Annotated in this window: 13 protein-coding genes; 1 reads left to right on the top strand and 12 read right to left on the bottom strand. The window is 64.0% G+C overall.

The window, feature by feature from the left end:
• Positions 1–53 precede the first annotated feature (53 nt).
• From rplI to tolB, 7 genes are all read right to left on the bottom strand, one after another.
• A complete protein-coding gene (gene rplI / locus WJU18_RS12440) occupies positions 54–506 on the bottom strand; it encodes a 50S ribosomal protein L9 (protein ID WP_423460359.1) in 453 nt (150 codons plus the stop codon).
• A 14-nt stretch (positions 507–520) separates the two neighbouring features.
• Positions 521–802, bottom strand: a complete 282-nt coding sequence (gene rpsR, locus WJU18_RS12435; protein ID WP_423460358.1) for a 30S ribosomal protein S18 — start codon at positions 800–802, stop codon at positions 521–523.
• Between the two features lie 10 nt (positions 803–812).
• Positions 813–1,103 (bottom strand): primosomal replication protein N, encoded by a 291-nt coding sequence (priB, locus tag WJU18_RS12430; protein WP_423460357.1) that lies wholly within the window; start codon positions 1,101–1,103, stop codon positions 813–815.
• Positions 1,104–1,144: 41 nt separating this feature from the next.
• On the bottom strand, positions 1,145–1,510 hold the full coding sequence (gene rpsF / locus WJU18_RS12425) for a 30S ribosomal protein S6 (protein WP_423460356.1): 366 nt from the start codon (positions 1,508–1,510) through the stop codon (positions 1,145–1,147).
• Between the two features lie 176 nt (positions 1,511–1,686).
• A complete protein-coding gene (ybgF, locus tag WJU18_RS12420; protein ID WP_423460355.1) occupies positions 1,687–2,481 on the bottom strand; it encodes a tol-pal system protein YbgF in 795 nt (264 codons plus the stop codon).
• A 15-nt stretch (positions 2,482–2,496) separates the two neighbouring features.
• The gene (gene pal / locus WJU18_RS12415) at positions 2,497–3,039 is read right to left on the bottom strand and encodes a peptidoglycan-associated lipoprotein Pal (RefSeq protein WP_423460354.1); all 543 of its coding nucleotides are present in this window, start codon (positions 3,037–3,039) and stop codon (positions 2,497–2,499) included.
• 34 nt (positions 3,040–3,073) lie between these two features.
• Positions 3,074–4,375: a Tol-Pal system beta propeller repeat protein TolB gene (gene tolB / locus WJU18_RS12410; protein WP_423460353.1), complete on the bottom strand. Its 1,302-nt coding sequence runs from the start codon at positions 4,373–4,375 to the stop codon at positions 3,074–3,076.
• Between the two features lie 204 nt (positions 4,376–4,579).
• On the opposite strand from tolB, the gene msbA reads away from it, so the two are divergent.
• On the top strand, positions 4,580–6,397 hold the full coding sequence (msbA, locus tag WJU18_RS12405) for a lipid A export permease/ATP-binding protein MsbA (RefSeq protein WP_423460352.1): 1,818 nt from the start codon (positions 4,580–4,582) through the stop codon (positions 6,395–6,397).
• Here the strand turns inward: msbA and WJU18_RS12400 are convergent.
• From WJU18_RS12400 to WJU18_RS12380, 5 genes are all read right to left on the bottom strand, one after another.
• On the bottom strand, positions 6,346–7,770 hold the full coding sequence (locus tag WJU18_RS12400; RefSeq protein WP_423460351.1) for an efflux transporter outer membrane subunit: 1,425 nt from the start codon (positions 7,768–7,770) through the stop codon (positions 6,346–6,348). The two genes, msbA and WJU18_RS12400, sit on opposite strands and share 52 nt — an antisense overlap.
• Positions 7,771–7,772: 2 nt before the next feature.
• Positions 7,773–8,903 carry an HlyD family secretion protein gene (locus WJU18_RS12395; protein WP_423460350.1) on the bottom strand — a complete coding sequence of 377 codons (1,131 nt, stop codon included), beginning with the start codon at positions 8,901–8,903 and terminating at the stop codon, positions 7,773–7,775.
• Entirely contained in the window at positions 8,900–10,573 is a 1,674-nt protein-coding gene (locus WJU18_RS12390) for an MFS transporter (protein WP_423460349.1), read from the bottom strand. The genes WJU18_RS12395 and WJU18_RS12390 overlap by 4 nt, the downstream gene beginning before the upstream one ends.
• Entirely contained in the window at positions 10,570–11,163 is a 594-nt protein-coding gene (locus WJU18_RS12385; RefSeq protein ID WP_423460348.1) for a TetR/AcrR family transcriptional regulator, read from the bottom strand. The genes WJU18_RS12390 and WJU18_RS12385 overlap by 4 nt, the downstream gene beginning before the upstream one ends.
• 192 nt (positions 11,164–11,355) lie before the next feature.
• Positions 11,356–13,533, bottom strand: a complete 2,178-nt coding sequence (locus WJU18_RS12380; protein WP_423460347.1) for a molybdopterin cofactor-binding domain-containing protein — start codon at positions 13,531–13,533, stop codon at positions 11,356–11,358.
• Positions 13,534–13,607 lie beyond the last annotated feature (74 nt).

Raw genomic sequence — 13,607 nt, 5'->3', positions numbered from 1 at the left:
AAAAAAGCCGCCGCCCTCACGGGCTGGCGGCTGATCGAGCACTTGGCTGGTAATCAGGCCGTTTCGCCGTACACCGACACCGTGATCTCTTCTACCACGTCAGTGTGCAGAGACACGGCCACGGTGGAATCGCCCACGACCTTGATCGGGCCGGAGGGCATGCGAACCTGCGACTTGTGCACGTCGAAGCCTTGCTTTTTCAGCTCGTCGGCGATGTCGTGGTTGGTCACGGAACCGAACAGACGGCCGTCAACGCCGGCTTTCTGCGTCAGCTTGATGGTTTTGCCGGCGAGCTTCTCGCCTTGGGCCTTGGCTTCGGCCAGCTTGTCAGCGGCTTGCTTTTCCAGCTCGGCACGGCGGGCTTCGAACTCAGCCTTGTTGGCTTCGGTCGCGCGGCGGGCACGGCCGGTAGGGATCAGGAAGTTACGTGCGTAGCCGTCCTTGACCTTGACGATTTCACCCAGGTTGCCCAGGTTGACGATCTTGTCGAGAAGAATGATTTGCATGGTGCTTTTCTCCCTCAGACGCGGTGCTGGTCGGTGTAGGGCAGCATCGCCAGGAAGCGCGCGCGCTTGATGGCGGTGTTGAGCTGGCGCTGATAGATAGCGCGCGTGCCGGTCAGACGAGCGGGGATGATCTTGCCGTTTTCGCCGATGAAGTCGCGCAGGGTGTCAACGTCTTTGTAGTCGATTTCTTCGACGCCAGCCACGGTGAAGCGGCAGAAACGCTTGCGCTTGAACAGCAGCGACTGGGTGTTGCGCTTGGGGCGCTTGTCCTTGTTGAATTTCTTGAACGTGGCCATGTGGGCCTCCTTACAAATCTTGCTGAAAATCCTGGATATGGAGCACGACGTACTTGCCGTTGCGGGGGCTTGCCAGAAAGCCGGTAAAGCGCCATTGGGACCCTACTGCCTGCTTGCCTAGCCTCTCAGCCATCGCGCCAACCGCGAGGGCTTTGAGCATCGCCTTCACCTGCCTCTTGGCACCAGCCTCTTCCACACTGGACTCATGTTCGAGCCGCAAATCCAGTGCAGGCAATCCTGCTGGTGTGTACCTGAGAGCGCCGCATTCGGCGATACAGGCCGTGAGTTCGGTGCGGTTCACGCCCGCTGGGTGTCCATGGGGGCTTGCCTACCGGCTTGGGCTTAGTTGCTGGCTTCCGCCTGCTGAGCCTTGCGTGCCTCTTCGCGCTCGACCGTCTTCATCATGGACGAAGGGCCGGTCTCTGCCTTGGGCCGCTGCACGGTCAGGTGACGCAGCACGGCATCGTTGAAGCGGAAAGCATGCTCCAGCTCGCTCATCACGGCCTGATCGGCCTCGATGTTGACGCACAGGTAGTGAGCCTTGGCCAGCTTGTTGATCTGGTAGGCCAGTTGACGGCGGCCCCAGTCTTCCACGCGATGAACCTGACCACCGCCGGCGGTGATCATGCCCTTGTAGCGCTCCAGCATGGCCGGAACCTGTTCGCTCTGATCCGGATGGATCAACAAAATGATCTCGTAATGACGCATTCAAACTCCTTGTGGATGAATACGGCGCCGGCGGATTCATGAATGGTTCATGAACACCCGGCAACCTGAAAAAGCCGCCCCAGCGTCAGATGGGATGCGGCAAGGGAACTGAGGATTATAGCGCGGTCGGGCGGCAGTTTGCCACCCTCTCTGATCGAAGGCCCAGGCAGGCCGTATTACTTCATCTTCGCCAGGCGCTCGCGCCCTGCCTGCGCCGCCTCGGATTGCGGGTAGGTCTTGGTGAGCGACTCCAGCGTAGCCCGCGCCGCGCGCGTGTCCTTGAGCTCGATCTGGCAGTTGGCAATGGACAGCATGGCCTCTGCCGCCCGTGTGTGATTGGGTGCGGCTGTCAGCAATGAGCGGAAGTTGGTGATGGCTTCCTTGTAGTTGCGCGTGGCATATTGCGCATTGCCAAGCCAGAACAGCGCAGAAGGCGCCAGCGTGCTGCGCGGATAACGCTTGATGAAGTTGGCAAAGCCGGTTTGTGAAGCGGTGAAATCACCCGAGCGGAAAACCGCCAGAGCGGCGTCATATTCCTGTTTCTCGCCTGCGCCGGTGGGCGCGGCGCCCGCCGTGCCGCCGTCTGACGAAGCGCCCGATGCGGCTGCAGAGGCCGCACGCGCTGCCTCGCTGCTTTCGATCTTGCGCAAACGTTCCTCGAGATCCTGCGAACTGGCCTGGCGCTTCTGCAATTCGGACAGATCGCGCGCGAACTGCTCGTCCTGCCCGCGTGACCGTGCCATGTCGCCGCGAAGCGTCTCGAGCTGCTGTTGCAGATCGAGCATGCTACGCCGCAGCTGCGTGTTTTCGTCGACCAGGCGGTTCTGCGCATTCACCGTGGCATCCAGGCGCTGGCGCAACTCCAGGATGGCCTGGCGGGCCTGATCGTCACCAAAGAGCTGCGCCTGGGCACCTTGGGCCATCAAGCAGGCCGCCGCCAGCACGGTGGCACGGAAATAGGGCATCGGCATGAACCTTCTCAAAACTTAACGATAGCGCAGCTCGACGCGGCGGTTCTGCGCGTACGCATCTTCGGAGGAACCGGCGGCTGCAGGCTTTTCCTCACCGAAACTCACGGCTTCGATCTGTGAATCGCTGGCGCCGACCAGGGTCAGTGCGCGGCGCACGGCTTCGGAACGTTTCTGGCCCAGCGCGAGGTTGTACTCGCGGCTGCCGCGCTCGTCGGTATTGCCTTCAAGCACCACACTGCGGCTACGATTGCTCTGCAGGAAGCGCGCATGCTGGTCTACCAGCGACTGAAATTCAGGCTTGACGGAGAAGCTGTCGTAGTCGAAGTAAATGACCTTGCCGATGCCTGCGGGCCCTGCCTTGTCGCCGTCGGCGGGGTTAACCTGCACCGGAGCGACGGAGCTTTGCCCCGCGCCCTGCCCTTGCGCACCGTCGCTTGTCCCGGCGCCGGTGGAGGACGTGGCGGAGCCATCCTGGATGGCAGGATCTAGTTTGGTACTGGTGCCGCAACCAGCCAATGCCGCTGCAATGGCGGCCAGCATGAAATAACGCTTGATCATGAATGATTCTCCTTCGAGATACGCCGAGAAAAAACTATCGCTGAAACGGGCCCCACGAGGGCTCGCGAAGATCTCCACCCTGCCCCGCCAGACGAGCCTTGATCTTGCCGTCCAGTGTGCTGGTCATGAGCGCATCGCGCCCGCCCTGCCGCGTGGCATAGACAATGAGCTTGCTGTTGGGAGCGAAGCTGGGGTTTTCGTCTTCGGTGGTATCCGTGACCGCAGCCACGTTACCCGAGGCCAACTCCATGACCTGGAGCTTGAAAGCGCCGCCACTTCGGGAGATGTAGGCCATCCAGCGGCCATCCGGGCTGATGGACGGCGACACGCTGTAATTGCCGCTGAAGGTAATTCGCTGAGCGGAACCACCGGAGGCCGGCATGCGATAGATCTGCGGCGCGCCGCCCCGATCGCTCACGAAATAAATAGTGCTGCCGTCGGGCGAAAACACCGGCTCGGTATCGATACTCTGCGACTGCGTGAGCCGCCTGGGCTCGCCGCCGCTGGCGCTGATCAGGTAGAGCTGGGAGCCGCCATCGCGCGAGAGGGTAACTGCCAGGCTGCGGCCATCGGGCGACCATGCCGGCGCGCTGTTGGATCCGCGGAAGTTGGCCAGCAGCCGGCGCTTGCCCGTCGCCACGTCGTGCACGTAGATCACCGGCTTGCGGGATTCAAACGATACGTAGGCCAGTTGAGTGCCATTGGGCGACCATGTGGGAGAAATGATCGGCTCGGGGCTGCCCAGTGCGGCCTGTGCGTTTTCACCATCCGAATCGGCCACCCAGAGCGTGTAGCGGCTGCCGCCCTTCGTGACGTAGGCCAGGCGGGTAGAGAACACGCCCTTTTCGCCGGTGAGCTTCTCGTAGATGTAGTCGGCGATCTTGTGCGCCGCCAGCCGCAGGTCTGCCTGCGGCACCACATAGCCGAGACCGCCAAGATCCTGGTTGCGCACCACGTCCCAGAGGCGGAAACGCACATCGAAGCGGCCGTCAGGCAGGCGCGTGACACTGCCGCCCGCCAGGGAATCCGCGCTGCGCTGGCGCCACACCCCCATATCGGGGCGCGTGGTTTCGTCCATGGCCTCGCTGCCGGGCTCCACTGCGCGGAAACGGCCGCTGCGTTCGAGATCGGCGCGGATGATGGCGCTGATTTTCTGCGGTGAGGCGCCCTCGCCGCGAAACGGCACCAGTGCGATAGGCAACTGGGTCAGGCCGACACCGGAGACTTCGACGCGAAATTGCGCCAGAGCTGGCAGGGCTGGTGTGGCCACGAGAGCGGCTACGACGCCACGGCGGCGCAAGCCAGGGGAAAGACAGACACGGGAATCAGGTTTCATGCGGTGCAATGGTGAACTGGGCAAATCCAGGCACAGATGGGATGTTACACACTCGGCGCGACCCTTCGTCACAAACTGTGTAGGACAGGGGCGCATCCGTGCAAAAGACACGCGTACGACACAAGTGCACAGGGGGAGGTTCCCCAAAATTCAAACGCAGCGGCCCCGCGAGGACATGGGAAACACCCTCTAAACTCCACCACCATGCCTTCTCCAGCCGCCCAGCCCAGTCCCTCCAGCCTACGCCCCATGAAGGAGCGCGTTCGACGCCTTTGGGCTTATTTCAGCAAATATCGCGCGGGGTGGGTGCTGGCCATCCTCTCCACAGTGGCCGCCGGCATTACCGAACCCGCCATTCCTGCCCTGTTGCAGCCCCTGCTGGACCAGGGCTTCACACAGGGGCAATTGCCAATCTGGACCGTGCCGGTGACGGTCATCGGCCTGTTTCTGCTTCGCGGGCTGACACAGTTCGCGGGCCAGTACGCGCTGGCGCGCATTGCCGGCGAGGGCATGCTGGTGCTGCGCCGCCAACTGTTCGACCGCCTGCTCACGGCCGATCTGTCGCTTTTTTCCCGCCAATCGGCCAGCCAACTCGCCAACACCATCGTCTACGAGGTACAGAACGGAGCCTCGCAGCTGGTGCAGGCCGTGATCACGGCCGCGCGCGACAGTTTCACGGTGATCGCCCTGCTGGCCTACCTGTTTTATCTGAACTGGTCTCTGACCTTGATCGTGCTGGTGCTGGTGCCCTGCGTGGCCTGGATTCTCAAGGTAATGTCGCGGCGCCTCTACAAGGTCACCCGCGAAAGCCAGGTAGCGACCGATGAATTGGCCTATGTGGTGGAAGAGAACGTGCTGGCCCACCGCATGGTGCGCCTTCATGGGGCCCAGGAAGCCCAATCGGAACGATTCGAACTGCTCAGCCGCACCTTGCGCGATCTGGCCCTGAAGGCCACACGCGCCTCGGCCGCCACGACGCCCCTGACACAGATGGTGGCCGCCGTGGCGCTTTCGACCATGATCGGCATTGCCCTTTCCCAAGGCCAGGGTACGGACGGCCGCGCCGTCACCGTGGGGGGCTTCGTGGCCTTCATCGGGGCCATGCTCATGCTGGTGGCGCCAACACGCCGGCTGGCCGACGTGGTCAACCCCATCACGCGGGGCATGGCGGCGCTTGAGCGCGGCCTGGATCTGATGGACAGCGTGCTGCCGGAACCCGACGCCGCCGCCAAGGATGCTCCGGTACCCCCGCGTGCCCAGGGCGAGCTCGAGCTTCGGGACGTGGAGGTGCGTTACCGCGACGATGCCGCGCCCGCCCTCAACAGGGTGAACCTGCGGATAAAGGCCGGGGAAATGGTGGCGCTGGTGGGCCCCTCCGGCTCTGGCAAGAGCACACTGGTGAATCTGCTGCCGCGCTTTGTGCACCCAGCCGCCGGACAGGTGCTGCTGGATGGCACCGAGATCGCGGACTGGCCGCTGGCAGCCCTTCGCGCACAGTTCGCCCTGGTCAGCCAGGACGTCACCATGCTCAACGAAAGCGTGGCGGCCAACGTGGCGCTGGGTGCCACGCAGATCGACCGAGACCGCGTACAGGCGTGCCTGGCAGACGCCAATCTGGCCGAACACGTGGCCACGCTGCCGAACGGCATCGACACCGTCTTGGGACACAACGCCACGGAGTTGTCCGGCGGCCAGCGGCAACGGCTGGCCATTGCCCGGGCGCTCTACAAGAACGCCCCGGTGCTGCTGCTCGATGAAGCCACTTCAGCGCTGGATACGGAAAGCGAACGCCTGGTGCAGCAGGCGATGGCTCGTGTGATGGCGGGGCGCACCACGCTGGTGATCGCGCACCGGCTCTCGACCATCGAACACGCCGACCGCATCGTGGTCATGGAGCGCGGGCAGATCGTGGAGCAAGGCACTCATGCGGAACTGCTCGCCACGGGCGGCTTGTATGCGCGCCTGCAGAATCACCCTTCGAGCGCTGACGCCGCGCTCCAGCCGCCCCCCAGGGCCTTGTAAAGGGCAATCAGGTTCTGGAACTGGCTCTGGCGCAGGTTGATGACCTCCAGCTCGGCCTGGAACTGGTTGCGCTGGGCGTCCAACTGCTCCAGATAGGAGGCGTAACCCGCCTCGTAGCGATCGCGCGCATAACCGAACGACCGTGTCAGGACTTCGCTGCGGCGCTGCGCCCCATCCAGCTGTTCCTGAAGGCGCAGCGTACCCACCAGCGCGTTTTCGACTTCCGTAAAGGCATTGAGCGCGGCGCCGCGGTAGGCATAGGCCGCCTGGTCGCGCTGGGCGGTCGCGGCGTCATATTCAGCCTCAAGCCGGTGGCCATCGAATAGCGGTGCGAGCACGCTGCCTCCCAGGTCCCAGATGCGGATCGGGTCATAGTGCAGCGCGTTGGCATAGAGCCCGCCCAAGCTGGCGCTCAGCCGGACCGACGGCAGGAAAGCAGCCCTGCTCGCCCGCAAGGCGGCATCGCTGGCCGCCAGTTGGGCTGCGGCCTGAGCCAGGTCGGGGCGCCGGGTCAACAGTTCGGAAGGCAGCATGCCCGGCACCGCAGGCAAGGTCAGCGCGTTGAACTGGCCGGCAAGCGCGGCCCCGCCAATAGCATCATCGGCATCGCGATCGGCGCCCGAGGACGGCAGCTCGCCGGTCAAAAGCTGAAGCGCATTGCGCTGGCGGCTGATTGCCAACTGCAAGGCGGGAATCTGCTGGCGGACACTTTCGTACTCGGCCTCGGCCTGAGTCAATTGCAGGCGGGAAATGTAGCCATGCGCCTGCTGATCCCGTACCAGTTCAAGGGATTGCAACCGCAGATCCGCCGTCTTGCGCGCCTGGATCAACTGGGCTTCACGCGCCAGCAGGTCGATGTAGGCCTGCGCAGTGGAGGCCGCCACGCTCAAGGCCACGGCATCACGCTCGGCCTGGCTGGCCCGCAGTTGCCACTCCACCGCGCCCTTCTTGTCGGACAGGCGTCCCCAGAGATCCGGCTCCCAGCTGGCCTGCAGCTGCGGCTCGATGATGCGGCTGGTTCCAATGCCAGCCGCAGTAAGGGTATGGCTGGCGTCGGCCACCATAGTCGCGTTCAAGACCGGCAGGAGCGCGCCTTCGGCCTGCGCCAATTGCGCACGCGCCGCCGCCACGCGAGCGCCTGCCACCTGCAAATTGGCGTTGTATGCCAGCGCCGCTTCCACATGGCGGGACAGTTCCGCATTGCCGAAACCTTCCCACCAGCGTGCTGCCATCGGCATGGTGGCGGAACTGGCCTGGACGCTCCACGCGGAGGGTGCCTGCACCTGGGCGCCGGCAGGAATTGTGCGCAGCGCCGGCGCGCAAGCGCTCAGCAGCAGTGTGGCTGCCGCCACGATCGTGATAGCCGCCCGCATGCTCATTTCCCTCCATTGGCCGCCGGCGGGCCTGGTTGGGCCTCAGTGTCCACGCTCACCTCGACCGACATGCCAGGGCGCAACCGCGCGGCAAGAGGCTGGTTTTCATCGATGCTGATGCGGATAGGCAGGCGCTGCACGATTTTCGTGAAGTTGCCGGTGGCATTGTCAGTCTTGATGATGGTGAACTCCGACCCGGTGGCTGGAGAGATCTGCTCGACACGGCCGTGAATGACCTGGCCTTCCAGCGCGTCCACCTTGAAGGTGGCAGGTTGGCCGATCTGCATGTGCGCCGTCTGCGTTTCCTTGAAGTTCGCCACCACCCAAAGCTGCTTGGGCACAAGAAACAGAAGTTGAGTACCTGCGGTCACATATTGGCCCAGACGGACCGAAGCTTCGCTGATTTGCCCGTCCCGGGGGGCGTGCACCACCGTGTTGGCCAAATCGATTTCCGCCAGGCCCAACTGCGCCTCGGCCGCCTTGACCTGCGCTTCCAGGCTGGCGCGTGATACATGGGTGGACTTGATTGTTTGTTCGCCGATGTGGATATCGGCCTGCGCCTTCTGCACGTTGGCCTGCGCCAACTCGGCTGTGGCGCGCACCTGATCACGCTCGCGCACGGACACCGAACCCTTGGCGGCGAGTTGCTCCACGCGCTCCAGTTCGGCGCTTGCACGGCGCGCCTCCGCCCGCACGGCGGCCAGGCTGGCGCGGCGTGCACCCAGGTTGGCATGGTTCTGCGCCTGGGTTTGATCGGAGTTGGCAAGCTGGGCACGCGCATTGTCGAGTTGCGCCTGGGCCTGAGCCACCTTGTCGCGATAGATTCGGTCATCGATGGTGAGCAGCACCTGGCCTCGCTCCACGTGATCGAAATCGCGGACTTTCACATCGCTCACATAACCGCTGACTTGCGGTGCCAGTACGGTGATCTGCCCTCGAACGTAGGCATTGTCCGTCGTGGCCTTGCTGGAATCAAAGGGAGGCAATTTCCAGGCCCAGAGGATCACCAGCACGCCGGCCAGCGCCACCAGCATGGCAAAGAGGACCGCCTTGGCGGATGGCCGGATCAGTTTGGGAGGCGCTGCGGCAGGCTGGGCCGAAGATGGAGCCGTAGCGGGAGTTGGGGAGTTCATGATTCTGTAGTGAGTTTCTGGGTCACGGCGCCCGTGATGCGCGGGTGTACGTCTTCGCGGTAGCGGGTATAGACGTAACGCAGCATCGCGTAGCCGAGGAAGCTGAAGGCCAGCAAGCCGATCAGCATGAATACGTCGTTGTAGGCGCGCACGCCCGCCTCGCGCCGCACGATCTGCATGAGCTGCGTGCGGCCTTGGATGGCCCGCAGCGCGGGATCGGTGTCAGTGCGGGCAAAAGCCTGCTGCTGAATTGAAAGGCGCTGGGCGACCTGCGGATCGGTGGCTTCCATTCGGGAAAGAATGGCCTGGCTGTAGAGCTGCGTGCGCTGCGCCTGGAATGTCCCCAGTACGGCGGGACCGAGTATGCCGCCCAGGCTTTGGGTGACAGAAAACAACACGACAAAGGTAATCAGGTGATCCAGCCCCTTGGCGAGCACCTGCATGAATCCGGAGATCATGATCGGCCCGATGAACAGCGCGGCCGCAAATGAGATCAGAAACTGGCTGAAAAAGAAATCATGCGGGCGCACCTGGCTCGTGGCATGCCAATCCAGGTAGCCGCCCGTGCCGATCAAGGCGATCGAGGCCAGGATCATCCAGAGCACGCGCTGCGGACTGAAAATGAGGGCCCCCGTGATGGTGCCCAGCACCATCCCGATGGCGATGATCCCGTAGAGCGGCTGCAGTTGCGCGGGCTGCATGCCCAACATCCGCAACAGGCCCACGACACCGTAGCTCTGCTCCGCCACCATGAAGCGCATCAGGATGGCGCCCGCCACAAATGCCAGCGTGCTGGGATGCAGCAGCCAGCGCAAGTGCAGCAGCGGCGTGGTGCGCGAATACTCCAGCACCGCCGCCACCGCGAACAGCACCAGGGAGGCCGCCAACGCCCAGGCCAGCCAGGGCGTATCGAACCACCAGGAATTCACGCCCTGCACAAGCACGGCGCACAGCAGCGCGATGGCCGGGGTAACCAACGCGAAAGTCACGAAATCGAGCCATTCGAACACATGGATCTGCACGCTTGAAGGCAGCTTGAGCACGATCACCGCCGCCAGGCTGCACAACGCCAGGCCGGCTTCGAACGCATACAGCGAAGGCCAGGGAGAAATATCCACCAGGGACGGTGACAGCACCCAGGCCAGCGGCACGGCGATGGACGACAGGTTCATGCCGACGATGAAGGCCGAGAGCACCTTGGCAGGGGGAAACGCCTGAAGCATGTACAGCACGGCAAGCGAGGAAGCCGACGCAGCCGCGATACCGCTGACCCCCCTCACCAGCAGCGACATCTCATAGGTATGGATGAACAGATGCAGCACCGTCACCGCGGCATAAATCCCCAGGCCCCATTCAGCGAACACGCGCAGGCCAAACTGCTGCCGGGTCTTGTAGACCAGCAGATTCGCCGTCATGTTGACCATGTAATACGCAGCCGGCAGCCAGGCGGCCTCGACGGGCGTCAATCCCAATTGCCCTTGAATGGCCTGCAGGTTGGCCACCACGAGCCCGTTGCCCAAGCCTCCCGTGATGCCGATCAGGAGCGCGACCAGGAAATAGGCCACGCGCCGCGGCATGGAGTGAGCCAGCTTGGCTGGCGAGCCCGGCATGGTGGGGCGTTCATGCTCCTCCCATGCGGGCGGCTGCACGACATAGCGCGGTGCGTTCATGGCTTGGCCTTTCCCGCCACCTCGGAAATCGGTGCCGGCCGCAAGCCGTCGGCCACAAGCTCCCATGCGCGCCTACCCAGCGCAAGCTGTTCGGCACGGGTACGGCCACGCCGGGCAGCTCCGAACATGCCGCCGACCAGGATCAGGTCCTCGACCGACAGGTCGGCACGGCACAGGTTGGCCCGCTGGGCTTCGGCCAGCAATGGCCCGAGCATGACGCGGAACCGCTTCTGGGCCTCCAGCAAGGCGGGGTCCTTGGCGGGGAGCGTGCGCCAGAAGTCAAGCAGCGGCGTGGTCCGGGCCACGGTTTGAGCCCAATAGGGCATGAAATGGAACAGCGCCTCGGGCCCCAAGGGGCTGAGCCTTCCGGCCTCGCTCTGCAGTTGCTCGACCATGCGCACCAGCAAGGCCCGCATGAGGGCTTGCCGGTCGGCAAAGTTGCGGTACAGCGTGGCACGGCTGACACCCGCGCGCTCTATGACCAGATCCAGCGCCACCTGGGCGCCGTGCTCCGAGAACACCTCGAACGCGGCGTCCAGCAACTGCTGGAGGTTGGCTTGGGCATCGGCGCGAGGTTGACGGGGTGGCATAGGAATCTTCTCTAAACGTACAAAATTGTACGCTTAAAGAAAATTCCTTGCCCGGGTCTGCACAAAGAGCCGTGAAGGGCTTTACCGCTGTGAAGCCCCCACCCCAGCCCTCCCCCAGGAGGGGAGGGAGCCAAATGCCGCCTGGGCATCGTGGGGGAAGGTGTCAAATACCGGCTGGACGCCGGGGGTACGTCAAGCCAGCTTGAACGGAAGCTCGCGCTGCGGTTTGCCGGTCAATTGCGCGATGGCATTGGCAAATGCGGGAGCGAGCGGCGGAAGGCCTGGTTCGCCCATGCCGGTGGGCGCATCGGCGCTGGGCACGATGTGCACGGCAATCGCGGGCATGTCGGGCAGGCGGGCGACGTTGTAATCATGGAAGTTGCTCTGCTCCACTGCCCCGTCCTTGAACGTGATGGCAGCACCCGGGAGGCACATGCCCAGCCCCATGAGCGCGCCGCCCTGCACCTGGGCCTCCACGCTGCGCGGATTCACGGCCAGATTGCAATGCACGCCCGCAGTGACAGCATGCAGCTTGGGCTTGCCTTCCTGTACAGACGCTTCGACCACATAGGCCACCACGGAGTTGAAGGACTGGTGCACCGCCACGCCCCAGGCGCGGCCCTCGGCGAGTTTGCGTTTGCCGTAGCCGGACTTCGCCACCGCCAGCTCCAGCACGGCCTTGTGGCGCGGGTGCTTGCTGCCGAACTGGCGCAGGCGGTATTCGACCGGATCCTGCTTGGCGGCCTTGGCAATTTCGTCGATGAGCGTTTCCATCACGTAGGCCGTGTGGGTGGAACCCACACTGCGCCACCACAGCACCGGCGCATTGAGTTCCGGGTGATGCACGGACAGGCGCATGGGCAGATCGTAGGGCTCCTTCATGCCTTCGACCGCGGTGCTATCCACCCCCTTCTTCATCATGAACGCCTCGAACGCCGTGCCCTTGGCAATCGATTGGCCGACGATGACGTGATCCCAGGCCAGCACCTGGCCTTGCTCATCCAGCCCGATTTCCGCGCGATGCACGTGCATGGGACGGTAGTAACCACCCTTCACGTCGTCTTCGCGGCTCCAGATCTGGCGCACAGGTGCATCGATACCTGCCGCGTGCGCTGCCTTGACGATCTGGCAGGCTTCGGTCACGTAATCGCATGCTGGTGTGGCACGGCGTCCGAAACCGCCGCCAGCCATCTGCACATTGACCCGCACATTTTGCGGAGCCACTCCCAGAATGCGCGAGGCGACAGCGGCCTCCCATCCGGGAGCCTGCGTGCCCAGCCAGAGTTCAGCCCGGGCCGAAGCGCCCGAGCCCGTGAGTTGGACGGTGCAATTGAGCGGCTCCATGGGCGTATGCGCGAGGTAGGGAAAGACATACTCGGCGCTGATCTTGCGCGGCGCAGCGCCCAGCTTGGACACATCGGCGTCGAAAGCGAGCGCCCCGGTCTTCTTCGAAAGTTCGCGGTATTGGGCCAGTTGCTGGGCGGAATCCACCTTGCCAACAGCCGACGCATCCCATTCCACCTTCAACGCATCGCGCCCCTGCTTGGCGGCCCAGTAACCCTCAGCCAGCACCGCGATGACTTCGCCGCCATGCACGCTAGGCACTCGCAGCACGGCACGCACCCCCTTCACGGCCTTCGCCGGGCCATCGTCCACCGAGCGGATCTTGCTGCCGAAGACGGGCGGATGCGCTACCACGGCCGTGAGCATGCCTGGCAGCTTCGTGTCGATGCCGTAGGACTGCCCGCCGCTCGATTTGGCCTGCGCATCTATACGCCCCGTGGCATGGCCAATGAGGCGGAAATCCTTCGGGTTCTTCAGCACTACCTGCTGCGGCACCGGCAGCTTCATCGCCGCATCGGCGAGTTCACCGTAGCCGAGCTTCTTGCCGCCAGGGCCGATCACATGGCCCGCCTGCGTACGCAGCGAATCAGCCGGAACACCCCACTGCTGGGCCGCTGCCGCCACCAGCATGGCGCGGGTACGGGCGCCCAATTCGCGGTACTGCGTGTAGGAATTCTTGATTGCCGAGGAGCCGCCCGTGAGATGGAAGCCCATCACGGGGTCGGCATAGGCAGGGTCAGCGGTGCCGTGCGTGCTGCGCACCTTGGACCAGTCGGCATCCAGTTCCTCAGCCAGGATCATGGGCAAACCGGTTTGCACCCCTTGGCCGAAATCCAGGCGATTGATGGTGATGGTGACCGTGCCGTCGCGATCGATTTTCACGAACGCGGCCGGCTGCTGCGTGGGTTTCAGACCGCCCGCAGCGGCAGCCCCCTGAGCGCCGTCCTGGGCCAGCACGGCTGCGGGAAACGCTCCCAAGGCAAAGCCGGAAGCCGTGGCCAGCTTCAAAAATGTGCGGCGCTCCATGGGCGCGGTACTCCTGGAAAAGCCCTCGGGGTTGGTTGCAGATGTGCCCTGGAAATCGGCTGAATCATCAAACG

Source organism: Ottowia sp. VDI28, from assembly GCF_049532675.1.
Taxonomy (GTDB): Bacteria; Pseudomonadota; Gammaproteobacteria; order Burkholderiales; family Burkholderiaceae_C; genus Ottowia.
This window is presented reverse-complemented; position numbering and strand designations above follow the sequence as displayed.

Bases quoted from the DNA above. Each gene is read 5' to 3' on its own strand.
- WJU18_RS12400 (WP_423460351.1), bottom strand. From the start codon at position 7,770: ATGCGGGCGGCTATCACGATCGTGGCGGCAGCCACACTGCTGCTGAGC.
- tolB (WP_423460353.1), bottom strand. From the start codon at position 4,375: ATGAAACCTGATTCCCGTGTCTGTCTTTCCCCTGGCTTGCGCCGCCGT.
- msbA (WP_423460352.1), top strand. From the start codon at position 4,580: ATGCCTTCTCCAGCCGCCCAGCCCAGTCCCTCCAGCCTACGCCCCATG.
- ybgF (WP_423460355.1), bottom strand. From the start codon at position 2,481: ATGCCGATGCCCTATTTCCGTGCCACCGTGCTGGCGGCGGCCTGCTTG.
- WJU18_RS12395 (WP_423460350.1), bottom strand. From the start codon at position 8,903: ATGAACTCCCCAACTCCCGCTACGGCTCCATCTTCGGCCCAGCCTGCC.
- pal (WP_423460354.1), bottom strand. From the start codon at position 3,039: ATGATCAAGCGTTATTTCATGCTGGCCGCCATTGCAGCGGCATTGGCT.
- WJU18_RS12385 (WP_423460348.1), bottom strand. From the start codon at position 11,163: ATGCCACCCCGTCAACCTCGCGCCGATGCCCAAGCCAACCTCCAGCAG.
- rplI (WP_423460359.1), bottom strand. From the start codon at position 506: ATGCAAATCATTCTTCTCGACAAGATCGTCAACCTGGGCAACCTGGGT.
- WJU18_RS12380 (WP_423460347.1), bottom strand. From the start codon at position 13,533: ATGGAGCGCCGCACATTTTTGAAGCTGGCCACGGCTTCCGGCTTTGCC.
- rpsF (WP_423460356.1), bottom strand. From the start codon at position 1,510: ATGCGTCATTACGAGATCATTTTGTTGATCCATCCGGATCAGAGCGAA.
- rpsR (WP_423460358.1), bottom strand. From the start codon at position 802: ATGGCCACGTTCAAGAAATTCAACAAGGACAAGCGCCCCAAGCGCAAC.
- WJU18_RS12390 (WP_423460349.1), bottom strand. From the start codon at position 10,573: ATGAACGCACCGCGCTATGTCGTGCAGCCGCCCGCATGGGAGGAGCAT.